The 25,578-nt window shown below is 72.1% G+C and carries 27 protein-coding genes; 15 read left to right on the top strand and 12 right to left on the bottom strand.

All coding sequences use genetic code 11. The annotated features are described in order from the left end of the window. Positions 1–80: 80 nt before the first annotated feature. Both Vqi01_RS15990 and Vqi01_RS15985 read left to right on the top strand, forming a co-directional pair. Complete coding sequence (locus Vqi01_RS15990) at positions 81–1,043, top strand: ATP-binding cassette domain-containing protein (protein WP_239098427.1); 963 nt, start codon at positions 81–83, stop codon at positions 1,041–1,043. Further along, positions 1,036–1,800 carry an ABC transporter permease gene (locus tag Vqi01_RS15985; RefSeq protein WP_204035589.1) on the top strand — a complete coding sequence of 255 codons (765 nt, stop codon included), beginning with the start codon at positions 1,036–1,038 and terminating at the stop codon, positions 1,798–1,800. The genes Vqi01_RS15990 and Vqi01_RS15985 overlap by 8 nt, the downstream gene beginning before the upstream one ends. Positions 1,801–1,856: 56 nt before the next feature. Here Vqi01_RS15985 and Vqi01_RS15980 read toward each other — a convergent pair whose 3' ends face one another. The 5 genes from Vqi01_RS15980 to Vqi01_RS31310 form a co-directional block, all read right to left on the bottom strand. Next, positions 1,857–2,360, bottom strand: coding sequence for a hypothetical protein (locus Vqi01_RS15980; protein ID WP_204035588.1), 504 nt, complete (start codon positions 2,358–2,360; stop codon positions 1,857–1,859). Positions 2,361–2,458: 98 nt separating this feature from the next. After that, the gene (locus Vqi01_RS15975; RefSeq protein WP_204035587.1) at positions 2,459–4,090 is read right to left on the bottom strand and encodes a RecQ family ATP-dependent DNA helicase; all 1,632 of its coding nucleotides are present in this window, start codon (positions 4,088–4,090) and stop codon (positions 2,459–2,461) included. Positions 4,091–4,147: 57 nt separating this feature from the next. Beyond that, complete coding sequence (locus tag Vqi01_RS15970) at positions 4,148–5,098, bottom strand: TIGR03557 family F420-dependent LLM class oxidoreductase (RefSeq protein ID WP_204035586.1); 951 nt, start codon at positions 5,096–5,098, stop codon at positions 4,148–4,150. Positions 5,099–5,171: 73 nt separating this feature from the next. After that, a complete protein-coding gene (locus Vqi01_RS31315; RefSeq protein WP_275408815.1) occupies positions 5,172–5,294 on the bottom strand; it encodes a hypothetical protein in 123 nt (40 codons plus the stop codon). 274 nt (positions 5,295–5,568) lie between these two features. Continuing rightward, positions 5,569–5,691 (bottom strand): hypothetical protein, encoded by a 123-nt coding sequence (locus Vqi01_RS31310; protein ID WP_275408814.1) that lies wholly within the window; start codon positions 5,689–5,691, stop codon positions 5,569–5,571. A 197-nt stretch (positions 5,692–5,888) separates the two neighbouring features. On the opposite strand from Vqi01_RS31310, the gene Vqi01_RS15965 reads away from it, so the two are divergent. Beyond that, entirely contained in the window at positions 5,889–7,397 is a 1,509-nt protein-coding gene (locus tag Vqi01_RS15965; protein ID WP_204035585.1) for a glycoside hydrolase family 3 protein, read from the top strand. On the opposite strand, the gene Vqi01_RS15960 is transcribed toward Vqi01_RS15965, so the two are convergent. Next, entirely contained in the window at positions 7,381–7,662 is a 282-nt protein-coding gene (locus tag Vqi01_RS15960; RefSeq protein WP_239098431.1) for a GNAT family N-acetyltransferase, read from the bottom strand. The two genes, Vqi01_RS15965 and Vqi01_RS15960, sit on opposite strands and share 17 nt — an antisense overlap. A 124-nt stretch (positions 7,663–7,786) precedes the next feature. Between Vqi01_RS15960 and Vqi01_RS15955 the strand changes: the two genes are divergently transcribed. From Vqi01_RS15955 to Vqi01_RS15930, 6 genes are all read left to right on the top strand, one after another. Further along, entirely contained in the window at positions 7,787–8,608 is an 822-nt protein-coding gene (locus Vqi01_RS15955; RefSeq protein ID WP_204035583.1) for a DUF1206 domain-containing protein, read from the top strand. Between the two features lie 111 nt (positions 8,609–8,719). Next, the gene (locus tag Vqi01_RS15950; RefSeq protein ID WP_204035582.1) at positions 8,720–9,916 is read left to right on the top strand and encodes a mechanosensitive ion channel family protein; all 1,197 of its coding nucleotides are present in this window, start codon (positions 8,720–8,722) and stop codon (positions 9,914–9,916) included. A gap of 244 nt (positions 9,917–10,160) precedes the next feature. Beyond that, a complete protein-coding gene (locus Vqi01_RS15945) occupies positions 10,161–10,595 on the top strand; it encodes a phage holin family protein (protein WP_204035581.1) in 435 nt (144 codons plus the stop codon). Beyond that, positions 10,592–10,921 (top strand): DUF3618 domain-containing protein, encoded by a 330-nt coding sequence (locus tag Vqi01_RS15940; RefSeq protein ID WP_204035580.1) that lies wholly within the window; start codon positions 10,592–10,594, stop codon positions 10,919–10,921. Before Vqi01_RS15945 ends, Vqi01_RS15940 begins: the two co-directional genes overlap by 4 nt. Continuing rightward, complete coding sequence (locus Vqi01_RS15935) at positions 10,918–11,190, top strand: DUF4235 domain-containing protein (protein WP_204035579.1); 273 nt, start codon at positions 10,918–10,920, stop codon at positions 11,188–11,190. Before Vqi01_RS15940 ends, Vqi01_RS15935 begins: the two co-directional genes overlap by 4 nt. Before the next feature lie 296 nt (positions 11,191–11,486). Then, positions 11,487–11,690 carry a cold-shock protein gene (locus tag Vqi01_RS15930; protein ID WP_013732668.1) on the top strand — a complete coding sequence of 68 codons (204 nt, stop codon included), beginning with the start codon at positions 11,487–11,489 and terminating at the stop codon, positions 11,688–11,690. A 122-nt stretch (positions 11,691–11,812) separates the two neighbouring features. On the opposite strand, the gene Vqi01_RS15925 is transcribed toward Vqi01_RS15930, so the two are convergent. Together Vqi01_RS15925 and Vqi01_RS15920 are read right to left on the bottom strand one after the other, a co-directional pair. Then, positions 11,813–12,055 carry a hypothetical protein gene (locus tag Vqi01_RS15925; RefSeq protein ID WP_204035578.1) on the bottom strand — a complete coding sequence of 81 codons (243 nt, stop codon included), beginning with the start codon at positions 12,053–12,055 and terminating at the stop codon, positions 11,813–11,815. Then, a complete protein-coding gene (locus Vqi01_RS15920) occupies positions 12,049–13,032 on the bottom strand; it encodes an aldo/keto reductase (RefSeq protein ID WP_204035577.1) in 984 nt (327 codons plus the stop codon). Before Vqi01_RS15920 ends, Vqi01_RS15925 begins: the two co-directional genes overlap by 7 nt. 93 nt (positions 13,033–13,125) lie before the next feature. Here Vqi01_RS15920 and Vqi01_RS15915 point away from each other — a divergent pair, with 93 nt between their 5' ends. Together Vqi01_RS15915 and Vqi01_RS15910 are read left to right on the top strand one after the other, a co-directional pair. After that, positions 13,126–13,911, top strand: coding sequence for a trans-aconitate 2-methyltransferase (locus tag Vqi01_RS15915; protein WP_204035576.1), 786 nt, complete (start codon positions 13,126–13,128; stop codon positions 13,909–13,911). A 31-nt stretch (positions 13,912–13,942) separates the two neighbouring features. Then, positions 13,943–14,965 carry an adenosine deaminase gene (locus tag Vqi01_RS15910; RefSeq protein WP_204035575.1) on the top strand — a complete coding sequence of 341 codons (1,023 nt, stop codon included), beginning with the start codon at positions 13,943–13,945 and terminating at the stop codon, positions 14,963–14,965. Positions 14,966–15,226: 261 nt separating this feature from the next. On the opposite strand, the gene Vqi01_RS15905 is transcribed toward Vqi01_RS15910, so the two are convergent. Next, complete coding sequence (locus Vqi01_RS15905) at positions 15,227–16,627, bottom strand: HAMP domain-containing sensor histidine kinase (RefSeq protein ID WP_204035574.1); 1,401 nt, start codon at positions 16,625–16,627, stop codon at positions 15,227–15,229. Positions 16,628–16,656: 29 nt separating this feature from the next. Continuing rightward, positions 16,657–17,346, bottom strand: coding sequence for a response regulator transcription factor (locus Vqi01_RS15900; RefSeq protein WP_204035573.1), 690 nt, complete (start codon positions 17,344–17,346; stop codon positions 16,657–16,659). Positions 17,347–17,419: 73 nt separating this feature from the next. Here Vqi01_RS15900 and Vqi01_RS15895 point away from each other — a divergent pair, with 73 nt between their 5' ends. Beyond that, complete coding sequence (locus tag Vqi01_RS15895) at positions 17,420–18,340, top strand: ADP-ribosylglycohydrolase family protein (protein ID WP_204035572.1); 921 nt, start codon at positions 17,420–17,422, stop codon at positions 18,338–18,340. On the opposite strand, the gene Vqi01_RS15890 is transcribed toward Vqi01_RS15895, so the two are convergent. Further along, positions 18,320–19,120, bottom strand: a complete 801-nt coding sequence (locus Vqi01_RS15890) for a DUF1775 domain-containing protein (protein ID WP_204035571.1) — start codon at positions 19,118–19,120, stop codon at positions 18,320–18,322. The two genes, Vqi01_RS15895 and Vqi01_RS15890, sit on opposite strands and share 21 nt — an antisense overlap. A 200-nt stretch (positions 19,121–19,320) precedes the next feature. Here Vqi01_RS15890 and thrS point away from each other — a divergent pair, with 200 nt between their 5' ends. The 3 genes from thrS to Vqi01_RS15875 all read left to right on the top strand — a co-directional run bounded on the left by thrS (position 19,321) and on the right by Vqi01_RS15875 (position 23,347). Next, entirely contained in the window at positions 19,321–21,324 is a 2,004-nt protein-coding gene (gene thrS / locus Vqi01_RS15885; RefSeq protein ID WP_204035570.1) for a threonine--tRNA ligase, read from the top strand. A gap of 62 nt (positions 21,325–21,386) precedes the next feature. Further along, a complete protein-coding gene (locus Vqi01_RS15880; RefSeq protein WP_204035627.1) occupies positions 21,387–21,899 on the top strand; it encodes an HIT family protein in 513 nt (170 codons plus the stop codon). 389 nt (positions 21,900–22,288) lie between these two features. Then, positions 22,289–23,347 carry an aldo/keto reductase gene (locus tag Vqi01_RS15875; protein ID WP_204035569.1) on the top strand — a complete coding sequence of 353 codons (1,059 nt, stop codon included), beginning with the start codon at positions 22,289–22,291 and terminating at the stop codon, positions 23,345–23,347. A 38-nt stretch (positions 23,348–23,385) separates the two neighbouring features. Here Vqi01_RS15875 and Vqi01_RS15870 read toward each other — a convergent pair whose 3' ends face one another. Continuing rightward, positions 23,386–25,536 carry an elongation factor G-like protein EF-G2 gene (locus Vqi01_RS15870; protein ID WP_204035568.1) on the bottom strand — a complete coding sequence of 717 codons (2,151 nt, stop codon included), beginning with the start codon at positions 25,534–25,536 and terminating at the stop codon, positions 23,386–23,388. Between the last annotated feature and the right edge of the window lie 42 nt (positions 25,537–25,578).

The raw sequence follows: 25,578 nt of genomic DNA, 5'->3' as shown, positions 1-25,578 counted from the left end.
CGTTCTTGACGATCATCCTAGCTTCTGCGTATCGTCTACGCATTAGAGCGTATGCCGTACGCAGATTAGGGAGTCCAACTGTGCTCGAACCCCCCGCGGTCGAACTAGTCGACCTGCGCAAATCCTTCGCTGATCTCGTCGTCCTCGACGGGCTGTCCATGCGGATGCCGAGCGGCGGGGTGCACGCCCTGCTCGGCCCGAACGGCGCCGGCAAGACCACCACGGTGCGGATCCTGGCCACGCTGACCCGGCCGGACTCGGGCAGCGTCCGGGTCGCCGGCCACGACGTGGTGCGCGACCGGCGGCGGGTACGCCGGACGATCAGCCTCGCCGGCCAGCACGCGGCCCTCGATGACGAGCAGACCGGCGCGGAGAACCTGATCATGCTGGCCCGGCTCGCCGGGCTCTCCGGGCGGGCGGCCCGCGACCGCGCCGCCGCGCTACTGGAACGCTTCGACCTGACCGACACCGCTGGCCGACGGGTGGTGACGTACTCCGGCGGTATGCGGCGTCGCCTCGATCTGGCGGCGAGTCTGGTCGGCACGCCGTCGGTGATCTTCCTGGACGAGCCCACCACCGGCCTGGATCCGCGCAGCCGGCAGGGGCTGTGGGAGCTGATCGGTGAACTGGCCGGGGCCGGGGTGACCGTGCTGCTCACCACGCAGTACCTGGAGGAGGCCGACCGCCTCGCCGATCGGATCGCGGTGCTGCACGGTGGGCGGCTCGCCGCCGAGGGGACGGCCGCCGAGCTCAAGCGCCGGTTCGGCGCGCAGCGGCTGGAGCTGACCTGGCGCGACGCGGCCAGCTTCGCCGAGGCGGCACGCCGGCTGAACGAGCGGGTGACCCACCGCGAGCCGGCCCGGCGGGAACTGTCGGTGGCCACCGACGGCAGCGCGCCACAGGTACGCAGCCTGCTCGACGAGGTCGATCCGGACCGGCGCGGGGTGGTCCGGTTCAACGTCCGGGAGGCAACCCTCGACGACGTCTTCCTCGCCCTCACCGACCGTCCGGGGCCCGGCGTGCGGGAGGTGGCGAATGTCTGAGCTGGCGATGCGTCCCACCCATGCCGCAGTGATGATCGGTCGCTGCGTCCGGCTGTCCCGGCGCAACATCGACGCGATACTCACCTCGCTGCTGCTGCCGGTGATCCTGATGCTGCTCTTCGTCTACCTCTTCGGCGGGGCGATCCAGACCGGTTCGGCGTACGTGACCTATGTGGTTCCCGGCGTGTTGCTGTTGTGCGCCGGGTTCGGCGCCGCCAGCACCGCAGTGAGCGTGACCACGGATCTGACCAATGGCATGATCGAGCGGCTGCGCACGATGGACGTGGGCGCCACGCCGATTCTCGGCGGGCACGTGGTGGCGAGCATGGTGCGCAACATCGTGTCCACCGTGCTGGTGTTGGGCGTGGCGGTCGCCATCGGCTTCCGGCCGGCCGTCGAGCCGCTGCGCTGGCTGGCCGCCGCCGGAGTGCTGTTGCTGTTCCTGTTGGCGATGTCCTGGCTGTCGGCGGCGTTCGGGTTGCTCGCCCGCACTCCCGAGGCCGCCAACGGATACACCTTCATGGTGATGTTCCTGCCCTATCCCAGCAGCGCCTTCGTGCCGGTGGAGACCATGCCCGGCTGGCTGCGCGGCTTCGCGCAGCACCAGCCCATCACGCCGGTGATCGAGTCGCTGCGCGGGCTGTTGCTGAACACCCCGGTCGGTTCCGCGCCGGCCCGGGCGGCGGCCTGGTGCCTCGGTCTCCTGGCGGTCGCGGTGCTGCTCTCCGCGGTGCTGTTCCGCCGCCGCATCGCCTGACGGCAGAGCCCTCGCGTAGATGAGGGGCGGCGCCGGCCGGCGCCGCCCCTACCGCTTCAGTCGTTGAGGACCTGTGCCAGCCGGTCGCGGAAGCGCCGCTCCGAGGGACTGACCGTGCTGCCGCCGAGGCCGAGGATTCCGCCGCTGCTGGCTGCGCCAACCACCTGCTCGGCAATCTCCACCAGCCAGTGCCGGTACGCGCCGGCCTCGCCTTCGTCCACCTTGGCCGCCAGCAGCGCTGCGGCCTCCTTGGCCCGAGCGAGCACGTCCTCGGCATAGGCGCGGGGGTCCTCGGGTGCGATGACCGGCAGTTCCTCGCCGGCCTCCGGGTCGCCCACCCGGAGCACGATTTCCCCGGCCACGGCCGCCACCAGCCGGCTGGCGGACTCCCGCCCGGCCGAGATGCTCTCCAGGCCGGCGGCACCCTCGGCCCTCGTCGCCCGGGTGCCGTCGGACTCGGCGGCGCTCGCCGCGGTGAGCACCGACTGCGGCAGGCCGACCAGCAGCCCCCACTCCTCGTCCGAGAAACCGAAACCGGTGTACGCCGGTTCTTCGATCACGGCTGTGTCCCTCCCGCTCGTCGTCCACCCTCGCCGGCCGCACGTCGCGGCGGCGGCCGGCCCAGGTTAGTTGAGCCGCCGCAGGCGGCCGGCCCAGGTTAGTGCAGCGTCAGCAGCCCCTGCTCGGACACCACGCTGACCGACAGGGTCTTGTACCCGACCTCGTCGAACAGGACCGTCATCCGACCCTCCTCGTAGCTGAGCACCAGGCCGGTGCCCCATTCCGGATGCCGGACCTGGCTGTGTACGGGGAACGGCCCCACCGCCCCGGCGTCGGGGACGCTTGTGCCGGCGTGGCAGTTGTCGCAGTGTGCACAGGTCCCCTTCATCTGCTCGCCGAAGTAGGCCAGCAGCGTCTGCCCTCGGCAGGCGGTGGTCTCGGCGAAGGCGCGCATCATGTCGGTCCGCGACCGGGTCAGGTTCTGCCGGCGCTCGGCTTCCGCCACGGCGGCCGCGGCGGCGTCGACCGGAGCGGGGCAGTAGCGCGGGGCGCCCACGCGCTGCCCCGCCCGGGGCTGGGCGGCGCCGACCTGTTCCAGCAGGGCGAGGTACTGCCCGAGCTTGCGGGGCCCGAGTCCGGTGGTCTCGCGTAACTCCTTGCGGGTGCTCGGGCCGTGGCGCAGCAGCGCTGCCAGGTCCCGCAGCTCGGTGGCGTCGGGCAGGCCGCCGCTGAAGTAGCGTTGCAGGCCGACGTCCTCGGCCTGCCAGAGCAGCAGTACGCGGGCCGGCTGGCCGTCGCGCCCGGCGCGGCCGATCTCCTGGAAGTATCTGTCCGGGGAGTCCGGCAGCGCCATGTGCACCACCCAGGCGATGTTCGGTTTGTCGATTCCCATGCCGAACGCCGAGGTCGCCACCATGATCGGCACCTGGTCGGCGAGGAAGTCCTCGTGCAGCCGGGCGCGGGCGCCCGCCGACATCCCGCCGTGGTAGTGCTGGGCGGGGAAGCCGGCCTCGGTGAGCCGGGCGGCCAGTTCCTCGGCGGCCCGGCGGGTGGGCACGTAGATGATGCCCGGCCGCTCGTCCTCGCGCAGCAGCGCGATCAGCCGTCGCCAGCGGTAGTCCTCGGTGGGGCAGTGCGTCACCTCGAGGAAGAGGTTGGGCCGGTCCAGCCCGGACACCACGACCTCCGGCCGGCGCAGTCGCAGCCGGGCGATGATGTCGTCGCGTACCGGCGGGGAGGCGGTGGCGGTCAGCGCCACCACCGGCGGGCGGCCGAGGCCCTCGACGAGCTGACCGAGTGCCAGGTAGTCCGGGCGGAAGTCGTACCCCCAGGCGGAGATGCAGTGTGCCTCGTCGATCGCGACCAGGGCCGGGGAGAGGGAGCGCACCTCCGCCAGCCGGTCCGGGTTGGCCAACTGCTCCGGGGTGATGAAGAGGAATTCGGCCCGTCCGTCGCGGATCTCGGCGATCGCCTCGGCCTGTTGGGCCGGCCCCTCGTCGGAGGAGATCCGGACCGCCCGCAGTTCCGGTCGCTGCCGCTCGTTGAGCGCCGCGACCTGATCCTGTTGCAGCGCGAGCAGCGGCGAGATCACCACCGTCGGGCCGGGGATCAGGCTGGCCGGGATCTGGTAGATCGCCGACTTGCCGGCGCCGGTGGGCAGCACCACCAGGGCGTCGCGCCGCTTCATCACGGCCCGCATGGCGGCCAGTTGGTTGGGGCGCAGCGTGCTCCAACCGAACAGGTTGCGCGCGGCGCGGCGCAACGACATCGAGTGCGTGGTGAGCTTCATCGAGGGCGGCACGTACCCGGGTGCTCCGGCGGCCAAACCCGCCGGCCGGCAACCGATTCAGCGAATCCGGGGCAGCACCTCGCGCTGGTACAGGTCGAGCAGCCCCTGCCAGTGCGGTCCGGTGTTGGCGACATAGACCTCGTCGAAGCCGGCCTTCGCGTACGCGTCGATTTTCGCCAGGTGCGCCTCGGCGTCGCTGCCGCAGACGAACTGCTCGCGCATCGCCTCGGGGGCGACCAGTTGGGCGGCCTGCTCGAAGTGCCGTGGCGAGGGCAGCACCTGCCCCAGTTCGCCCGGCATCGCCTCGGTCGGCCAGCGTTCGTGCGCCAGCCGTACACCCTCCTCCTCGGTCGGCGCGTACGCGGCCTTGAAGCCGGCCTGGCACGGTTTGTCACCGCCGCCCTCCTCCCGGAACCGGCGTACCAGTTCGGCGTCGGGCGTGGTGTTGATGAAGCCGTCGCCGATGCGGGCGGCGAGCCGGATCGCCTTGGGGCCGAACGCGGAGACGTAGATCGGCGGGGGCGTCTCGGGCAGCGTGTAGATTCGCGCGTGCTCCACCCGGTAGTGGCGGCCGTAGTGGTTGACGAAGCGTCCGCGCCACAGTTTCCGCATCACCTCGACGGCCTCCTCCAGCATTTCCAGCCGGGTGTCGGCCGGCGGCCACGGGTCGCCGAGGATGTGCTCGTTGAGCGCCTCGCCGGAGCCCACCCCGAGGACGAACCGTCCGCCGTGCAGCACCGCGCTGGTCGCCGCCGCCTGGGCCAGCACCGCCGGGTGGATGCGCGTGGTCGGGCAGGTCACCGCCGTGGTGACCGGCAGCGTGACGGCCTGGCTGAGCGCGCCGATCATCGACCAGACGAAGGGGCTCTGCCCCTGCGCGTCGATCCAGGGATGGTAGTGATCGGAGATCCACAGCGACTGGAACCCGGCCCGTTCGGCGGCGCGCGCCTGCGCCAGCAACTCGGCGGGCGGGTACTCCTCGGTGGACAGGAAGTAGCCGATTTTCACCTTTCACCCCTCACCGTGGTGGTGCCTGCGCGCAGGCGGTACCCGGGTGAGCGTGGGTCACACCCCGGACGGCTCAGCGCCGGAACATCGCCCGGATCGCGATGAGCAGCAGCAGGCCGCCGACCACCAGGCCGAGCAGGCGTACGCCGGGGATGTCGGCCGGGCTCGTCGCGTCGGCCAGCAGCAGCGGGTCCATCCGTTACCTTTCAGTGCGCTCTGGTGAGCATGTGATCGGTAGTCCTACCTTGCGGTGGGACGGTCCCGGTCTGATCGGCGGTCGCCGTGCCGGGTTGACGCTTCATAGCCACCAGCCCGCGTACGCGGGTCTTATGGTCGGCTCCACGTCCTGCCACCGGGCCACTCCCGGCGGGCTCCACCTCGGTCGCGAGTGCGGCGAGGTTGCGTGCGGCGCGCCGCAGCCGGAACAGGTTTTCGAGGATGGGTACCAGCGGTCGGCCACGATCAGCCGGTCAGTTCTTCAACCCACGAGCCAGAGCGTCCAGGCCGGTGTTGAACGCCTCCTTGGAACATTCCCGCCACCACGGCGCGACCTCGTCCTTCACGGCGTTCCACGCCTTGCGCAGCGCGGGCAAAGTTCACCCGATCACCCTACAAACCCATAGAGCGCTACAGGGCGCCGACACGCAGCAGCAGGCACCCCGCACTGTCGCGGGGTAGCGCGCCCAAGGCAACTGTAAGGTTTATTGACTAATTGGGTGGCCCGGTGTGACCATGTCTTGACCGCCGGGTGGCGGGCAAGCCGGCGCGGCGGAGAAGACGGGGGAGCGCATTGAACGGAAACCTGGCGAGGCTGGCCGCCGCGGTCCTGCAGCCCGGCTTCGTCGGCACCGTTCCACCGGCCTGGGTCTGCCGCTGGCTCGGCGACGGGCTCGGCTCGGTGGTGCTGTTCAGCCGCAACGTCGTCGACTCGGCACAGGTGGCCGCGCTCACCGCCGCACTGCGCGCGGAGCGGCCCGATGTGATCGTCGCCATCGACGAGGAGGCCGGCGACGTCACCCGCATCGAGTCGGGCCAGGGCAGCTCCCGTCCGGGCAACCTCGCCCTCGGCGCGGTGGACGATCCGGCGCTCACCGAGGAGGTGGCCCGCGACCTCGGCGCCGAACTCGCCGCCGCCGGCATCACCCTGAACTACGCGCCGGACGTCGACGTCAACTCGAACCCGGACAATCCGGTGATCGGCGTCCGCTCGTTCGGTACCGAGCCGGCACTGGTCGCCCGGCACACCACCGCCTGGGTGCGCGGCCTGCAGTCGACCGGTGTCGCCGCCTGCGCGAAACACTTCCCGGGCCACGGCGACACCCGGGTCGACTCCCACCACGACCTGCCCCGGATCACCGCGGACCGGGATCGGCTGCACGCCGTCGAACTGGGCCCGTTCCGGGCCGCCGTCGCGGCGGGCGTGCAGGCGGTGATGACCGGGCACTTGCTGGTGCCGGCGCTGGATCCCCGGCTGCCGGCCACGCTGAGCGAGCGGATCCTGGGCGGCCTGCTCCGCGAGGAGATGGGCTTCGACGGTGTGGTGGTGACCGACGCGGTGGAGATGCGCGCGGTCGCGGACCGGTACGGCTTCGCCGGTGCGGCGGTGCGGGCGCTGGCCGCCGGGGCGGACGCGATCTGCGTCGGCGGGGAGCACGCCGACGAGGAGACGGCACGGTACCTGCGGGACGAGATCGTGGCGGCGGTGGTCGCCGGGGAACTGCCGGAGGAGCGACTGACCGAGGCGGCGAAGCGGGTCGGGCAGCTCGCGGCGTGGACGGCCGCCGCCCGCGCGGCCCGAGCCGATGCCGCAGGCACCCCGGCCGGCGACGGTTCGGCAATCGGGCTGATGGCGGCGCGGCGCGCGATCCGGGTCACCGCCACCGGCGACGGCGCCACGGCACTGCCGCTGGCCGCTCCGCCGCACGTGGTGGAGTTCGAACCGCCGCACAACATCGCGATCGGGACGGCGACCCCCTGGGGCGTGGCTGCTCCGCTGGCCGCGCTTGTGCCGGGCACCACCAGCGTCCGCTGGACCCAGGCCACGGTGCCCGCCGACCCGAGCGTCGGGGCCGCCGGACGCCCGCTGGTCCTGGTCGTCCGCGACGTGCACCGGCACGGCTGGATGCGGGCCGCCGTCGACCGGGCGCTGGCCGAGCGGCCCGACGCGGTCGTGGTGGAGCTGGGAGTTCCGGCGCTCGTCCTCGGCGGGGTGCACGTGGCCACCCACGGCGCCACCCGGGCCGCCGGCCGGGCCGCCGCCGAGCTGCTCGGCGGCGTCGCGCTCAGTCCAGGCTGGTGATCAGGTCCGCGTACTCCGGATGGCGGTTGATGAAGGCCGTCATGAACGGGCAGCGCGACACCACCCGCTGTCCCTGCGCGCGGACCTGGTCCAGCGTGCCGCGCATCAGCGCCGAGCCGACGCCCTTGTTCTGGAAGCCCGGATCCACCTCCGTGTGGGTGAAGATCAGCACCTCGTCTCGCGGCAGGTATTGGGCGAACCCGGCCAACGCGTCGTCGACCAGGATCTCGTAGCGGCGTTTCGCGGGATCGTCCTCGACCAGCATGCTCACCTGCCCATTCTCTCCGGCCGACGCCGAGGTCAAGGTGAGGATCTCGCGTAACTCGGGCTGATTTCGGCGTCGGCGGTGGTCGCGTTTGGAAATCTTCGCGTGCGGAGATTGAGGGCCCATGTCTCTCACCCGTAACGCCGAAGCCACCGCCGCCCGTACGGCCGACAGCCGGTGGCTGGAACTCCTCGCCCGGGCTGGCTTCATCGGCTACGGGATCGTGCACCTGTTGTTCGGTTGGCTGGCGCTGCAGATCGCCTTCGGCAACTCCGCCGACGACGGTGACCAGTCCGGCGCGCTGCGTACCCTCGCCGCCCAGCCGATGGGCAATTTCCTCGTCGTCGCCATCGCGGTCGGCATGCTCGCGATGGCGATCTGGCAGGCCCTGGAGGCGGCCGTCGGGCACCGCGCCGAACGCGGTAGCGACCGGCGCAACGAGCGGATCGTCTCGGGCGCCCGGACGGTCATCTACCTCTGGCTGGCCTGGACCGCCTGGAAGGTCTTCGCCAACGCCAACTCCGACAGCGCCTCCCAACAGGAGGAGCTGACCGCCCGGTTGATGCAGTCCTCGGGTGGCCGCTGGCTGGTCGGTCTCGCCGGCCTGGTCCTCGCCGGAGTCGGCGTCGGCATGGTCGTCTACGGGGCCAGGAAGAAGTTCCTGAAGCGCCTGAAGACCGGCGAGATGAGCGTCCGGACCACCCAGCTCGCACGCCGGCTCGGCATGGCCGGCTACATCTCCCGGGGCGGCGCGTTCGCCATCACCGGCCTGCTGGTCGTGCTGGCCGCCGTCAGCTACGACCCGGAGAAGGCCCGTGGCCTGGACGCCGCGCTGCGGATCCTGCGCGACCAGTCGTACGGCGCCATCCTGCTCACGCTGATCGCGCTCGGCATCGCCGCCTTCGGCGTCTTCTGCTTCCTCCAGTCCCGCTACCGCAAGGTCTGACTCCTCTGCCCCATCCGCCGCGGCGGCAACGGCAATGGCCGGTGAGGATGATCCGAGGCAGGATTGCCGCCCGGTGCGGACATCGCCGTCGGGTCAGAAGGAGAAGTACAGGTGCACAGCTACCTCGTGGCGGTCGTCGCCGTGCTCGCCGCGGCGGCGATCGCCCTTGCTGCGGTCGAGGTGGCCCATCGCCTCATTCGGCGGTGGGGTCACCGGTCACTGTTGTTGACCGAGTTGGCGGAGCACGCGCACCGCTCGTTCCAGATCGCCGCGACCGTGCTCGCCGTGCAGTTCGCCGTCCGGTTCAGCACCGGGTACGCGGTGGGCGCCGGATGGCGAAAGGCCCTGCTGCACCTGCTGGTGCTCGCCGTCATCGCGGCCACCGCCTGGCTGGTCGCCTCGCTGCTGGTGGTGATCGAGGACACCGCGCTGGCCCGGTTCCGGGTGGACGTGCCGGACAATCGGCACGCCCGCCGCGTACGCACCCAGGTCGTGATGCTGCGCCGGGTGACCATCGTGGTGATCGTCGTGCTGACCCTCGGCGTGATGCTGATGACCTTCCCCGCGGTACGCGGCATCGGCGCCGGCGTGCTGACCAGCGCCGGTGTGGTCGGTATCGTCGCCGCGCTGGCCGCGCAGAGCCTGCTGGGCAACGTCTTCGCCGGCCTGCAACTGGCCTTCAGCGATGCGGTACGCCTCGACGACGTGGTGGTGGTCGAGGGGGAGTGGGGTCGGATCGAGGAGTTGACGCTCAGCTACGTGGTGGTGCAGATCTGGGACGACCGGCGGCTGATTCTGCCCACTTCCTATTTCACCAGCACCCCGTTCCAGAACTGGACGCGTACCGAGGCGGCGCTGCTCGGCACGGCCGAGTTCCACGTCGACTGGTCGGTCCCGGTGCAGCCGATGCGGGAGGAGTTGCGTCGCGTGGTGGAGAGCACCGAGCTGTGGGACGGTCGGGTCTGCGTGCTCCAGGTGACCGACGCGACCGGCGGCATGATCAAGATCCGGGCGCTGGTCAGCGCCGCCAGTGCGGGGGCGCTGTGGGACCTGCGCTGCCTGGTCCGCGAACATCTGGTGGCCTGGGTACGCGACCAGCGGCCCACCGCGATGCCCCGGCTGCGTACCGAGGTCGGTGACGGCGCTGGCAGCCTGCCCCGGCACCCCGCCCCCCACCGCCCCGCCTCCCGTCGCCCCACCGACGTCGAACTCCCCGACGACGCCCGCCTCTTCGGTGGCAGCGACGACGGCGAGGCCCGCAGCGAAGCCTTCGTGGGCCCCGAAGAACCCGCCACCCCTCACCCCTGACTCCCACCCACCCCCGATCTCCCCGTTGATCATGAAGTTAGCGGCACTCGGAAGATCAACCACTGCCGCTGACCCCATGATCAACGCTGCGCGGGATGTGGGGTCGGCGAGCGGGTTTGGGGTGGGGGTTGGGGGGAATGGCGGGGGGCGGTGTGCGGGGTGGGGTTGGTTTTCTGTTCTCGGGACAGGATTGCCGGGCGGCGACTTCGGGCATACAGCGCGGGAACGACGAGAGGGGGACAGCATGGCTGATGTGGCGAACGCCCGCACCTCCCGCAACGGGAGCGAGCCGTCCACCACCGAGCTGGTCCAGCGGGCGGTCGAGCAGGTGTCCCGCCTGGTGCGCGACGAACTCGCGCTGGCCCGCGCGGAGCTGACCGAGAAGGGCCGGCGGGCCGGTATCGGCATCGGTCTGCTCGCCGGCGGCGGCGCGCTCGCCTTCTTCGGTCTCGGCGCGCTCATCACCGCCGCGATCCTGCTGCTGGCCCTGGTGCTGCCCGCGTGGGCGTCCGCCCTGATCGTGGCGGTGGCCCTGTTCCTGGTCGCCGGCGTGCTCGCCCTGATCGGCAAGCGGCAGGTCAGCCAGGCGATTCCGCCGGTGCCGCAGGCGACCGTGCGCAGCCTGCGGGCCGACGTCGACGTGGTCAGCGCCGCGGTCAAGGACGGGAGACGGGCATGACGCGCAACAGCAGCGGCGACACCGAGGCGCTGCGGGAGGAGATCCGGCGTACCCGGGTCGAGTTGAGCGAGACGATGGAGGCGCTGGCCGCCAAGGCCGATGTCAAGAAGCGACTGAAGTCCTCGGCGGACCAGGCCCGGGAGCGGATGCGGGACCAGGCCGCGCAGACGCTCGCACGGGTCCGCGCCCAGGCCGGGCTCCGCCATGAGCAGGCGCAGGCCGGCGGGATCGGGGCGCGGCGAGGTCCGGCGCCCTTCGTGGCTCTCGCGGCCGGTGCGATGGTCGCCGCGGTGGTTCTGCTGATCATCAGAGGGAGGCGTGGGTGAGCAAGGGGATCGGCAAGGTCGCCTACCGGCCGGTCGGCATCCTGGCTGGCATCGCCGCCGGCGCGATTGCGGGCACGATCTTCCGCCAGGTGTGGAAGGTGACCGCGGGCGACGGCGACGCCCCCAGCCCCACCGACGAGGACCGTCACTGGGGCGAAATTCTCGCCGCGGCGGCGTTGCAGGGGGCTATTTTCGCCGTCGTCCGAGCCGCCGTGGACCGGGGCGGAGCGCTCGGCGTACGTCGGCTCACCGGCCGCTGGCCGGATTAGCAACCAGGGAAAACGCGGCAAGGGGCCGCTCACCGGTTCGCTGGTGGGGGCCTTTCGTCGTATCGGTGCGCCGCCACCCAGCCGAACTGACGCATCCTTCAGGTCACATGTCGGAGAATTTCGTCGGGTAGGCTGTGCGAAGTTTTTGCGTACGTGGTTTGCTGTTCCACGCTGTTGCGAGATGGCGTGGGTTGAGAGAAGTCTCCTTCACCGGGGGCCGCCTCAGGCGCCGCTGCTCGAAAACGGCCAACCGGCCGCACGGCGTGCTCGGCCGCCAGTTTTAGAAGGAGATACACATGGCGCAGGGAACCGTGAAGTGGTTCAACGCTGACAAGGGCTTCGGCTTCATCACCGTCGACGGCGGGGGTGCTGACGTGTTCGTCCACTTCTCGGCCATCCAGTCCAGCGGCTACCGGACGCTGGAGGAGAACCAGCGGGTGGAGTTCGAGATCGCCCAAGGCCAGAAGGGTCCGCAGGCCGAGCAGGTCCGCCCCCTCTGAGCGATGTCAGCCGGCGACCGCCGGCGACGGGTGATCCGACCACTCGGATCGAGCAAAGCCCCGCATCCCGCACGGGAAGCGGGGCTTTCCGCGTTCACCACCAGCGTGCGCGCCCGCTGGCTTCACCGCCGGTTGCGGGCCCGCACGCCCAGCCAGAGCAGCGCCAAGCCGAGCAGCACCAGCACCGGGCCGACCACCGCCCAGATCCGCTGGCCGGTCAGCATGCTGCCCTCGATGTGGCCGAGGCCCTGCACCGTCCACAGCGCGCCGACGACCACGGCCAGCAGGCCGAGGGCGAGCCGGAACCAGCCACTCATCGCGGCCCCCTTCGGCCGGGTCCCGCCGGCGGTTGCGCCGCTCACCATCGGTGGTGCACCTGTGGGCGGATCAGCTCGTCGTAGACGGCGCTCACCTCGGCCAGCTCCGCCGAGGACAGTGGCGGTTGGTCGGCCACGGCGGCGTTGGCGCGGGCCTGGGCCGCGTCCCGGGCACCGGGGATGACCACGGTCACCCCCACCTGGTCGAGCACCCAGCGCAGCGCGAACTGCGCCGTCGTACGGTCGTCGCCGGCCAGCGGGGTGAGCCGACGGACGGCGGCCAGCCCGGTGGAGAAGTCGACGCCGGAGAAGGTCTCGCCGACGTCGAACGCCTCACCCTGCCGGTTGAACGAGCGGTGGTCGTCGGCGGGGAAGGTGGTGTGCTCGTCGTAGCGGCCGGAGAGCAGGCCGCTGGCCAGCGGCACGCGGGCGATGATGCCCACCCCGGCGGCGGCAGCGGCCGGCAGTACCCGCTCCAACGGCTTGTGGCGCAGCGCGTTCAGGATGATCTGGACGCTGGCCACTCCGGGACGGGCGATCGCGGTGAGCGCCTCGTCGCAGGTCTCCACACTGACGCCGTACGCGGCGATCCGCTTCTCGGCGACCAGGGTGTCGAGCGCGTCGAAGACCGCGTCGTCGGCGAAGACCACCGTCGGCGGGCAGTGCAACTGCACCAGGTCCAGGGTGTCCACGCCGAGGTTGGCCCGCGACCGATCGGTCCACTGGCGGAAGTTGTCCAGGGTGTACGCCTGCGGGGTCTGCGGCACGCGGCGGCCCATCTTGGTCGCCACCGTCAGCCCGGCGTCCGGGTGCGCTGCGAGGAACCGGCCGATCAGCTGTTCGCTGCGTCCGTCGCCGTACACGTCGGCGGTGTCCAGAAAGGTGACGCCAGCCTCGACGGCGGCGCTCAGCACCGCCATCGCGTCGTTCTCGGTGACCGTGCCCCAGTCGGCACCGAGCTGCCAGGCGCCGAGGCCGACGACGCCGACCTGCCGATCCAGTCGAGGGAAGGTGCGTTGCTTCATACGGTGAGCCTAGTGATCAGCCTTGCCCCACCCGTGGTCGGGCCGTACGCTAAACAAGACGAACGTACGGTTTGCTGGTTTGCGGGAGGCACAATGTGGGATCCGACGACGTACCTGCGTTACGGCGACGAGCGGTCCCGGCCCTTCCACGACCTGCTCGCCCGGGTGGGTGCCGAACGGCCGCGCGCGGTGGTCGACCTCGGCTGTGGTCCCGGCACCCTGACCGCCACCCTCGCCGAGCGCTGGCCCGGTAGCCGGGTCGTGGGGTTGGACTCCTCGGCGGAGATGATCGCGCGCGCCGCCGAGCTGGACGCGCCGGTCACCTTCGACGTCGCCGACGTACGTCACTGGCGGCCCGACCCGGACACCGACGTGGTGGTGAGCAACGCCGTGCTCCAGTGGGTGCCCGGTCACCGCGAGCTGCTCACCCGCTGGGCCGGCGAGCTGCCCCCCGGCGCCTGGCTGGCGGTGCAGGTGCCCGGCAACTTCGACGCCCCCTCGCACCGGGAGCTGCGTGCGGTGGCCGCGCGTCCGGCGTGGCGGGCAGAGCTGGACTGGCTGCAACGCGAGGAGCCGGTCGCCGACCCGGTCGGGTACGCCACGACGCTGACCGACGCCGGCTGCGCGGTCGACGCCTGGGAGAGCACCTACGTGCACCTGCTGCCGGCCCGCCCCGACGCGGATCATCCGGTGCTGACCTGGTTGGAGGGCACCGCGCTGCGGCCGGTCCGGGCCGCGCTGGACGCCGCCGGCTGGGCTGCCTTCCGGGCCGCCCTGGGAGTACGCCTCGCCGAGGCGTACCCGGTGCGGAACGGACAGGTGTATTTTCCGTTCCGCCGGATCTTCGTCGTCGCCCGTGCCGGCGCCGCGCCCCGGTGAGCCGCCGCCGCACCCACGCTCAGGAGAACCCGTGACCGAACTGCGTACCTTCATCGCCGGACTGCCCAAGGTGGAGCTGCACGTGCACCACGTCGGCTCCGCCTCGCCCCGGATCGTGGCCGAGCTGGCCGCTCGGCACGAGGGAAACACTCCGGTCCCCGCGGACCCGCAGCTGCTGGCCGACTACTTCGTCTTCCGCGACTTCGCCCATTTCGTCGAGCTCTATCTCAGCGTCGTGGACCTCATCCGAGACCCGGAGGACGTCTGGATCCTCACCCACGAAGTGGCCCGGGAACTGGCCCGTCAGCAGGTCCGCTACGCCGAGCTGACGGTCACGCCGTACTCGCACGTCAAGCGGGGCATCCCCGCACCGGCGTTCTGCGAGGCGATCGAGGACGCCCGCCGGCGCGCCGCCGCGGACTTCGGTATCGAGCTGCGGTGGTGTTTCGACATCCCCGGCGAGGCAGGCCTGTCGGCGGCCGAGGAGACGCTGCGGATCTGCCTCGACGAGCGCCCCGACGGGTTGATCAGCTTCGGCCTGGGCGGCCCCGAGATCGGCGTGCCGAGGCCGCAGTTCAAGCCGTACTTCGACCGGGCCCGGGCGGTCGGGCTGCATTCCGTGCCGCACGCCGGGGAGACCACCGGCCCGGAAACCATCTGGGACGCGCTGCGCGAGCTGGGCGCCGAGCGGATCGGCCACGGCATCTCCGCCGTCGAGGATCCGCAACTGCTCGCCCACCTCGCCGAGCGGCAGATCCCCCTGGAGGTCTGCCCGACCTCCAACGTGCGGACCCGTGCGGTGGCCCGCATCGAGGAGCACCCGCTGCCCCGTTTGATCGACGCCGGGGTGCTGGTGACCATCAACTCCGACGACCCGCCGATGTTCGGCACCACCCTCAACGACGAGTACGCCATCGCCGCCAACCTGCTCAACGCCAACCCGGCGCAGTTGGCGGCACTGGCCCGCAACGCAGTGACCGCCTCGTTCCTGGACGAGGCCGCCAAGCGACGGATCACCGCCGAGATCGACGCCCACCTGGCCACCCACCGCTGAGACGTCGGGCGACCTTCGCGGGACGGACCGGAAGTGGCGCGGCGGGAGGTGTGGTGTGGGGGGACCGTGTCTCCCGCCGCGCGCACGGCTCCACCGGCCGGTACGCGCTGGAGCGAAGGCCGGTGGAACTACTGGGTTCACCGACGATCCTGGCAGCCGAATGCCGTCTGTGGGGCGGCGTTAACTCGGATCTAAGGAAGACTTGTGCCGGGGCACAGCCCGCGCCGGCGGGCGCACCACGGGTAACCGGCGCGCCGCTGGTCAATCGTCCGACGGCCGCTGCCGGGGCCACCGGCGCCCGCTGCTCTTCGACTCCCGAGCCTCCCGGGTCATCCGGCCCACCAGGCCGAACCGGCTGACCTGGCGCGGCGTCGCCTCCGGGTCGGCGAGCAGCATCACCACACTCGCTCCGCCCAGCCGGGCCCGGTCGATGCTGACCGAGCCGTTGGCCTGCAACGCCACCCGCTTGGCGATGTCCAGCCCCAACCCGGTGGAGCCCTGGTCGCTGGCGCCGCGACGCAGCGCACGATCCGGGTTGGCGATGCCGGGACCGGCGTCGTCGATCCGGATGGCGACGTACCCGTCGCGGCGGGAGACCGCCACCTCGAAGGCGGTGCCCTGCGGCGTGTAACGGAAGACGTTGCCGATCACCGCGTCCAACGCGGCGGCCAGCTCGGCCCGGGGCACCGGCGCGGGGATGCGCAGCTGAGCACCGCTGACCCGGTGCGGACGGTTCTGGTCGCCGGCCAGGGCCGCCCAGAAGACCATCCGGTCCCGGACCACCTCGCTCACGTCGCAGATCGCCGGGCCCGCCTCGGTGGCCACCGTTTTGCGGGTGGTTTTGATCAGGGTGTCGATCTCACCCTCCAGGGTGACGATCGCCTGCCGGATCCGCCGGATGCCGCGCCGGTAGTCCAGCTCCGCCTGACTGAACGCGCCCACGCTGGTGTCGTCGGACTCCAACGCCTCGGCGTCCAGCCGCAGCACGGTCAGCGGGGTCCGCAGCCGGTGCGACAGGTCCGCCACCAGTTCCCGCTCCTCGGTGCGGGCCGCGACCAACCGTTCCGCCATCCGGTTGAAGGCGTGACCGGCCTCGGCCAGTTCGCGCGGGCCGCTCGGTTCGACGCGTGCGCCCAGGTCGCCGTCGCCCACCGCGAGTGCCGCCGCGACCAGGCCCCGGATGGCGTCCACCGTCCGGGCCGCGACCCGGTCCACCACCAGCACCGCCGCGCCCACCAGGGCGAGCGCCACCCCGGCCAGCAGCAGCCAGCTGTTGCGGTCACCGCCGAGCGCGGAGTCCGGGACGAAGACCTCCACCACCGCGGTCTGATCGCCGAGGACCACCGGGTCCAGCCGTAACGCGCCACCGTCGACGTCGACGATCAACGACCGGCCCTGCGTGCGGGCCTGCTCCAACTGCCCGGCGTCGGCCCGGCCGGCGGCGGCGTCCACCGTCAGGCCGTGCACGACCGGCCGGGTGACCGGGTCGTCGCCGCTGGCCTCGATGGCGCGGGCCACCACCGCCGGCTCGGTGCTCACCGCGAGCGCGCCGGTGACCAGGGCACTGCGGCGGGCCGCGTCCGCGATCGCCTCCTCGCGGGCCTGACCGTCCAGGGTCAGCCCGAGCGGGACCAGGAAGGCCAGCGCCAGCAGCGCGCCCACGCCGGCCGTCAGCAGGGCCAGCGTCCGCCTCAGTCCGGCGCCACCAGCCGGAAACCCACTCCCCGCACGGTGCGCAGGTAGCGCGGCTTCGCCGCGGACTCGCCCATTTTGCGGCGCAGCCAGTACAGGTGAACGTCGATGGTCTGGTCCTCGCCGACCGATGGCTGCCGCCATACCTCCTCCAAGAGTTCCCGCCGGGACACTACCCGGCCAGGACGGGCGGCGAGATACGCCAACAGGTCGAATTCCTTGCGGGTCAGCGCCAGCGCGGCCCCGTCGAGGTGAGCGCTGCGTTCGCCGACGTCCACCCGCAGCCCGCCGACGCTGTGCACGGCCGGCTGGGCCGCCCGGCTGGCCCGGCCGACCCGACGCAGCACGGTGGTGATCCGGGCATCCAGGTGCGCACCGGTGAACGGCTTGACCATGTAGTCGTCGGCACCGGCCCGCAGCAGCCGGACCACGGACTGCTCGTCGTCGCGGGCGGTGGCGATGATGATCGGCACGTCGGTGATCCCGCGCAGCATCCGCAGAGCGTCGGACCCGTCCAGGTCCGGCAGGCCGAGGTCGAGCACGACGAGGTCGGGGGTTTCCGCGGCGACCCGGCGCAACGCGTCCAGCGCTGTGCCGACCGCGTGCACGGCGTGACCCCGGTCGGTGAGCGACCGAAGCATCGCGCCGCGTACGACGTGGTCGTCTTCGACCAGCAGGACGGTGGCCACCCACGCACGGTACTCGCAGCGGCGGGCGGCGTCATTGCGGCCCACCCGAGGATCTGCACAAGATGGCAGTGACATGGCTTTCACTCTCTATCCGGACACCCGGCTGGCCCTGGCCCGCGACGCGCTCGCCGGTCTGTCGGTCGGCGACGCCCTCGGATCCCAGTTCTTCGTGCCGGGCAGCCGCCCGCCCGACCTGGTCGCCGGCCGGCTGCCACCCGCGCCGTGGCAGTGGACCGACGACACCGAGATGGCCTGCTCGGTGCTGGCGGCGCTCGCCCAGGCCGGCCGGATCGACCGGGACGCCCTCGCGTTGGCCTTCGCCGAGCGCTGCGAGCCGTACCGCGGGTACGGCCCCGGAGCGGTGCAGATCCTGCGGCTGATCCGCACCGGCACGCCGTGGCCGGTCGCCGCCGCGTCCGCCTTCGACGGGCAGGGCTCCTGCGGCAACGGCGCGGCGATGCGGGTGGCGCCGTTGGGTGCGTACTTCGCCGACTCGACCAGCCGGGCCGCCGCCCAGGCCCGGGCGTCGGCCGAGGTGACCCACGCCCACCCGGAAGGGATTGCCGGGGCGGTGGCGGTGGCGGTGGCCGCCGCGCTGGCGGCCCGCGCCCGTCTGGACGGCAACCGGCCCGAACCGGGCCGCCTGCTCGCCGGCGTGGCGGCCGCGCTGGACCCGGCCAGCGAGGTGCACCGGGGCGTACGCCGGGTCGCCGGCCTGCTCGGTCGCCCGCTGGACGAAATCGTGGCCGCGGTGGGCAACGGCTCCCGGGTCACCGCCCAGGACACCGTCGCCTTCACCTGCTGGGTGGCCGCCACCCACCTGGAGGACTATCCGGCGGCCGTGCGCGCCTGCGTCGAGGCGGGCGGAGACGTGGACACCACGGCCGCGATCGCCGGCGGGGTGGTCGCCGCGTACGTCGGGGTGGGCACACCCGGCGGGGTGCCCACCGACTGGCTGGCCGCCCGGGAGCCGCTACCCGACTGGGCCGGCTGACCCCGTCGACGGCGCGTCGAGCACCGAGCGGTCGATCTCCTCGGCGGTGGCCCGGCGTCGCCGGCTGATCAGCCAGCCCACCACCGCGCCGCCGCCGAGACCCGCGACCAGGCCGGCGGCGAGCAGGCTGTTGGCGTTCGGGCCGCTGTCGGTGGCGGCCGTGGCCGGCGGGGTGTCGGCCGGCCCACCGCCGCCACCGGGGGCCGCGCCGTGCCCAGCGTGGCCGGCGCCGGGGTAGGCCGGGTCGCCCGGCGTCAGCGTCAGCGCGGGCAGCGGACGCTGACCGGGGCGCTCTCCCCAGTGCACCTGAAGGCCGTCCGCGTACGTCTGAGTCAGTTCGAAGGCCAGCCGGTCGGTCTGCGGCAGCGGGGCCATCGAGAAGACCAGCCGGGCGGGGCCGTCGTCCTCCTGATCCCCGGCGCGGGTCCAGGTCAGTGCCGCGGTCACGACATCGGTGGCAGGTCCGTGCATGCCGGTCACCGGCGTGTCCAGCTTGCGGGTGGTGATCGCCGGTGCCCACCCCTCAACCGACAGCGGCCACACCTCGGCGATGGGTGTGTCCGTCGGCATCCGGATGTCGATCCGTTCGGTACGGACCCCCGGTCGTTCGTCGGGCACCACGAACTCGAGCTTGACCGAGTTGCCCTGCTGGGCCTCGGTCGGCGTGAAGGTCACGCCGTCCGCCCACGCCGTAGCGGGCCAGAGCAACACCCCGGCCGTGGCCAGGGCGGCCACCAGCCCGCCCCGGCGTCGACGACTCCCGCCGCACGTCATCGCCATCCTGGGTTCCCCATCCTGCGTCGGCAGGGCCGGAACGGGCTCCGGCCACACCCGGTAGTTCGGATGCCGGGCCGGAAAGGTTCAACGCCGGCGGTGATCCGGTGCCGCCGATATCGGGCGGCAGCGCCCGACGGGCGACCGATAGCATCGCGGTAAGCCGACGTCGGCACCTACCGTCACATCTGCCAGAGGAGTCACCCGTGTCCGCACCCCGTACCCCCGCCGTGGCCGACCCCGTCGTCGTTGCCGCCGGGACGACGGCGGCCGACGCGGTGGCCGCGGCCGGGCTGCCCAACGCCGGCCCCAAGGCGATCGTGGTGGTCCGCGACCCGCAGGGCGTGCTGCGCGACCTGGACTGGAAACCCGCCGAGGAGACCGTCGTCGAGCCGGTCGCGCTGGATTCTCCGGACGGGCTCAACGTGCTGCGTCACTCGGCGGCGCACGTGCTCGCCCAGGCCGTGCAGGACGTCTTTCCCGAGGCGAAGCTCGGCATCGGCCCGCCGATCGAGAACGGCTTCTACTACGACTTCGCGGTGGACAGGCCGTTCCAGCCCGACGACCTGACCAAGCTCGAGAAGCGGATGCAGGAGATCGTCAAGTCGGGGCAGCGGTTCCGCCGCCGCCGTTTCGAGAGCCTGGACGAGGCCAAGGCCGAGCTGGCTGCCGAGCCGTTCAAGCTGGAGCTGATCGACGTCAAGGGCGAAGGGCTGGACTCCTCGCAGGTGATGGAGGTCGGCGGGGGCGAGCTGACCATCTACGACAACCTGGCCGCCGACGAGGACAAGGTCTGCTGGTCGGACCTGTGTCGTGGCCCGCACCTGCCGAACACCCGGCTGATCGGCGCGTTCAAGCTGATGCGCTCGGCCGCGGCGTACTGGCGGGGCAGTGAGAAGAACCCGCAGCTGCAACGGGTGTACGGCACCGCCTGGCCGACCCGCGACGCGCTCAAGGCGTACCTGAAGCTGCTGGAGGAGGCCGCCCGGCGCGACCACCGCAAGCTCGGCGCGGACCTGGACCTGTTCAGCTTCCCCGACGAGCTCGGCTCCGGTCTCGCGGTCTTCCACCCCAAGGGCGGCATCATCCGCCGCGAGCTGGAGAACTACTCGCGGCTCAAGCACGAGCAGGCCGGGTACGAATTCGTCAACACCCCGCACATCACCAAGAGCCACCTGTTCGAGGTTTCCGGGCACCTGGACTGGTACGCCGACGGGATGTTCCCGCCCATGGAGATGGAGGGCGCGAACTACTACCTCAAGCCGATGAACTGCCCGATGCACAACTTGATCTTCCGCTCGCGTGGTCGTTCCTACCGGGAGCTGCCGCTGCGGATGTTCGAGTTCGGCACGGTCTACCGGTACGAGAAGTCCGGTGTGGTGCACGGCCTGACCCGGGTGCGCGGCATGACTCAGGACGACGCGCACATCTTCTGCACCGAGGAGCAGATGGCCGGCGAGCTGAAGGCGCTGCTCGCCTTCGTGCTCGAACTGTTGGGCGACTACGGTCTGGACGACTTCTACCTGGAGTTGTCCACCCGTAACCCGGACAAGTCGGTCGGCACCGACGAGAACTGGGAGCGGGCCACCGAGGCGCTGCGCTCGGCGGCCGAGGAGTCCGGCCTGCACCTGGTGCCCGACCCGGGTGGCGCGGCTTTCTACGGTCCGAAGATCTCCGTGCAGGTCAAGGACGCCATCGGCCGGACCTGGCAGATGTCGACCATCCAGGTCGACTTCAACCTGCCGGAGCGCTTCGGCCTGGAGTACCAGGCGGCCGACGGCACCCGGCAGCGGCCGGTGATGATCCACCGGGCGCTCTTCGGCTCGATCGAACGCTTCTTCGGCGTGCTCACCGAGCACTACGCGGGCGCCTTCCCGGCCTGGCTGGCCCCGGTGCAGGTGGTCGGCATCCCGATCCGCGAGGACCACGCCGACTACCTGCATGGTTTCGTCGCGGCGCTGCGCGCCGAGGGCATCCGCGCCCAGGTCGACGCCGGTGACGACCGGATGCAGAAGAAGATCCGCACCGCGCAGCAGCAGAAGATCCCGTTCATGGTGATCGCCGGGGACGACGACGTGGCCGCCGGCACCGTCTCGTTCCGTTACCGCGACGGTTCCCAGCGCAACGGCGTACCGCTCGCCGAGGCCGTCACCCACGTCCTCGACGTGATCCGCTCCCGCACCAACGTCGGCCCATCCGCCGAGATGTGAGGAAGGGCGCGGGTCGTAGGATCGCCGGTGTGACTGGGGCGCAGGGGCACACCGACAGGGACATGACCGACGGGCTGGACCGGCTCTGGACGCCCCACCGGATGACGTACATCTCCGGTGAGGACCGGCCCGAGGGCGGCTACGACAAACCGTCCGGGTGCCCGTTCTGCCTGGCCCCGCACCGATCGCCGGAGGAGAGCCTGGTGGTCGCGCGGGGCGGGCACGTCTTCGTGGTGCTCAACCTGTACCCGTACAACCCGGGTCACCTGCTGGTCTGCCCCTACCGGCACGTGGCCGACTACACCGACCTGGACGGGCCCGAGACCGCCGAGCTGGCGTCGTTCACCCAGACCGCCATGCGGGTGATCCGCAAGGTCAGCAACGCGCACGGCTTCAACCTGGGGATGAACCAGGGCGGGGTGGCCGGCGCCGGCATCGCCGCCCACCTGCACCAGCACGTGGTGCCCCGGTGGGGCGGCGACGCCAACTTCATGCCCGTGATCGGACGCACCAAGGTCCTCCCGCAACTGCTCGTCGACACCCGCGATCTGCTCGTCCGCGCCTGGCCCGACTGAGCTGCCCGGCCGGCGGGTCTGCCGTTGCCGTGCGGGCGAATCGGCGTGCCGTGCCGGCGGGCACCGACCCCCTTGCGTCCCTTTGCTCTGCTTCAACCGGCGCAAGGGTCTGCCGTCAAAACCGTTGCGTCCGTTGAAGCAGAGCAAAGTCTCCCGCGCCCCTACCCTGGGCTGCCGTTGGGCTGTGTGAATACTGCATTCAGGGGTCATGGGGGGAGCGCGGATCCTCCGGGCGTGCACCAACGGCCCTGAGCTGCGACGGCACGGCCTGGCCGGTACCGCTGCGAAAACGGGCAGGTTCGCCGGTGATCCGGCGGGCCGGGCGACCCGTACGGATGATCGTGATGGATCTCTGCCACACCCGGCCGGCGACATGGCACGATGCGCCGATGGCGCAGTCGACGCGGACCCTGGGCCGCAGCGGCATCGAGGTGAGTGCCCTGGGCATGGGGTGCTGGGCGATCGCCGGCCCGTGGGCGGAGAGACAGACCCCGCTGGGCTGGGGCGCCGTCGACGACGAGGAGTCCGCCCGTACGATCCGCCGGGCGCTCGACCTCGGCGTCACCCTCTTCGACACCGCCGACACGTACGGGGCCGGGCACGGCGAACGCGTCCTCGGGCGGGCGCTGGCGGGCCGGCGTGACGAGGCGGTCATCGCCACCAAGTGGGGCTACACGTTCGACGAGCGGACCCGGCAGGCCACCGGGGCGGACGCCTCACCGGCGTACCTGCGCCGGGCCGTGCGGGACTCGCTGCGTCGTCTCGGCACCGACCGGATCGACCTCTACCAGCTGCACCTGGCCGACCTGCCGGTCTCCCGGGCGCAGGCGCTCGTCGGCACCCTCGAGGAACTGGTGGCCGACGGCCTGATCCGGGCGTACGGCTGGAGCACCGACCGGGCCGACCGGGCCGCCGCCTTCGGCCAGGACGCCCCGCGCGCCACCGCCGTGCAGCACAGCCTGTCGGTGCTGCGCGACGCCCCGGATCTGCTCAACCTGTGCGAGAAGTACGACCTGGCCAGCATCAGCTGCGGCCCGCTCGGCATGGGGCTGCTCACCGGCAAGTACCACCCCGCCTCGACCCTGCCCTACGACGACGTGCGGGGCATCACCTCCGGCTGGCTGGAGTGGTTCCGCGGTGGCCGGCCCGCCCCGGAGTGGCTGCGCCGGGTGCAGGCCGTCCGGGCGGCACTGACCGCCGACGGGCGTACTCTGGCCCAGGGCGCCCTGGGCTGGATCTGGGCCCGCAGCGGGCGCGCGATCCCGATTCCCGGCTGCCGCAGCGTCGACCAGGTGGAGGAGAACGCCGCCGCGCTGGCCCTCGGGCCGCTGCGCCCCGACCACTTCGCCGAGGTGGAGCGGCAGCTCGCCGCCCTGCGCGCCGCCGCCCTGCGCGAGGTCGATCGACCGTACTGGCCCAGTCCCATGCTTCCCACCGCCCGCCCCTGAGCGGTGTCGGGCAGTCTCGCCCCCGACTCTCGCGGCGCTCAGCTGCCGGACTTGACGATCTGGTCGGCCAGGTGACCGGGGAGCGGCTCGTGGCGGACGAAGTGACGGCGGAAGGTGCCCGCGCCGGCGGTCATCGCGCGGAGCTCGACGGCGTAGCGCAGCAGTTCCAGGGCGGGCACCTCGGCGCGGACCAGTGTGCGGCCCTCGGAGCGCGGATCGGGCTCGGTGCCGAGCACCCGGCCACGCCGGCCGGACAGGTCGCCCATCACCGCGCCCACGTTGCCGTCGGGCACCCGCACGGTCACCTCGTCGATCGGCTCCAGCAGCGTCGGCTGCCCCCGCTCGGCGGCGTCGCGCAGGGCCAGCGCCCCGGCGGTCTGGAACGCCGCGTCGGAGGAGTCCACGCTGTGCGCCTTGCCGTCGACCAGGGTCACCCGCAGGTCCACCACCGGATGGCCGGCGACCAGGCCGCGCTCCATCTGGGCGCGTACCCCCTTCTCCACCGACGGGATGTAGTTGTGCGGGACCGCGCCGCCGACGACCCGGTCGACGAACTCGAAGCCGGCGCCGCGCGGCAGCGGCTCCACCTCGATGTCGCAGACGGCGTACTGGCCGTGCCCGCCGGACTGCTTGACGTGCCGGCCGTGGCCCCGCGTCGGCACGGTCAGGGTCTCCCGCAGCGCCACCTTCACCGGCTCGGTGTCCAGCTCCACGCCGCCGGCGCGCAGCCGGTCCAGGACCACGTCGGCGTGGGCCTCACCCATGCACCAGAGCACCAGCTGGTGGGTTTCCGGGTTGCGCTCCAACCGCATCGTCGGGTCGCCGGCCACCAACCGGGCCAGGTTGCGGGCCAGGGCGTCCTCGTCCGCGCGGGACTTCGCCACGATCGCCACCGGCAGCAGCGGCTCCGGCATCTCCCACGGGGCGATCAGCAGCGGGTCGTCCTTGGCGGAGATGGTGTCGCCGGTCTCCGCGCTGCCGGACTTGGTGATCGCGCAGATGTCGCCGGCCACCGCGACGCCGACCTCCCGCAGGGTGGCGCCCAGCGGGCTGTACAGGTGGGCGATCCGCTCGTCGGCGTCGTGGTCGGGATGGCCGCGCTCGGCCAGTCCGTGCCCGGAGATGTGCACCGTCTGGTCGGGGCGCAGCGTGCCGGAGAAGACGCGGACCACGCAGACCCGCCCGACGTGCCGGTCGATGGTGGTTTTCACCACCTCGGCGACCAGCGGCCCGGCCGGGTCGCAGGTCAGCGGTGGGCGGGGCGTACCTTCCACCCCGGTGACTGCGGGCAGCGCGTGCTCCGGCGGTGCCGGGAAACCGGCGGTGAGCACCTCCAGCAGCGCGTCCAGCCCGACCCCGGTCGCCGCGCAGACCGGCACCACCGGGTGGAAGTGCCCTCGGGCGACGGCCTTCTCCAGGTCCTCGATGAGAAGGTCGGCGTCGAGCTCCTCGCCACCGAGGTACCGGTCCATCAGCGTCTCGTCCTCGCTCTCGGCGATGATCCCCTCGATCAGCTCGTTGCGGGACTCGACGATGGCCGGCAGATGCTCCGGGTCGGGTTCGCGGACCTGCGGCGGCAGGCCGTCGGTGTAGTCGAACACCCGCCGGGTGATCAGCCCGAGCAGGCCGACGGTGGACACCCCGTCGTCGCCGAGCATGGGCAGGTAGAGCGGGAGCACGTTGTCGCCGAAGACCCGCTGGCACAGCGCCACCGCCTCGTCGAAGTCGGCGCGCGGATGATCCAGCCGGGAGACCGCGACCGCCCGGGGCATGTCGACCGCGGCACACTCCTCCCATAGCGCGGCGGTGGCGGCGTCCATCCCGTCAACGGCGGAAACCACGAACAACGCGGCGTCCGCGGCGCGCAGGCCGGCGCGTAGCTCCCCGACGAAATCGGCGTAACCGGGAGTGTCCAGCAGGTTGACCTTGAAGCCGTCGTGCTGCAGCGGAGCGCAGGCCAGCGACACCGAGCGCTGCTGGCGTACGGCCGCCGGGTCATGGTCGCAGACCGTGGTGCCCTCGGTCACCGAGCCGGCCCGGGCGATCGTGCCGGTCGCCGCCAGCAGCGCCTCGACCATGGTGGTCTTACCTGCCCCCGAGTGCCCGACGAGCACGACATTGCGGATCCTCGCGGGATCGGTCACCGCCGGTACACCGGTGACCCCCCTGTCCTGATTCTTCTGCGCCATCGGCGCACCTCCTCAGCCGGTGGTGGGTGGGTGGCGACCGCC

The sequence above is a fragment of the Micromonospora qiuiae genome, from assembly GCF_016863555.1.
Lineage (GTDB): Bacteria > Actinomycetota > Actinomycetes > Mycobacteriales > Micromonosporaceae > Micromonospora > Micromonospora qiuiae.
This window is presented reverse-complemented; position numbering and strand designations above follow the sequence as displayed.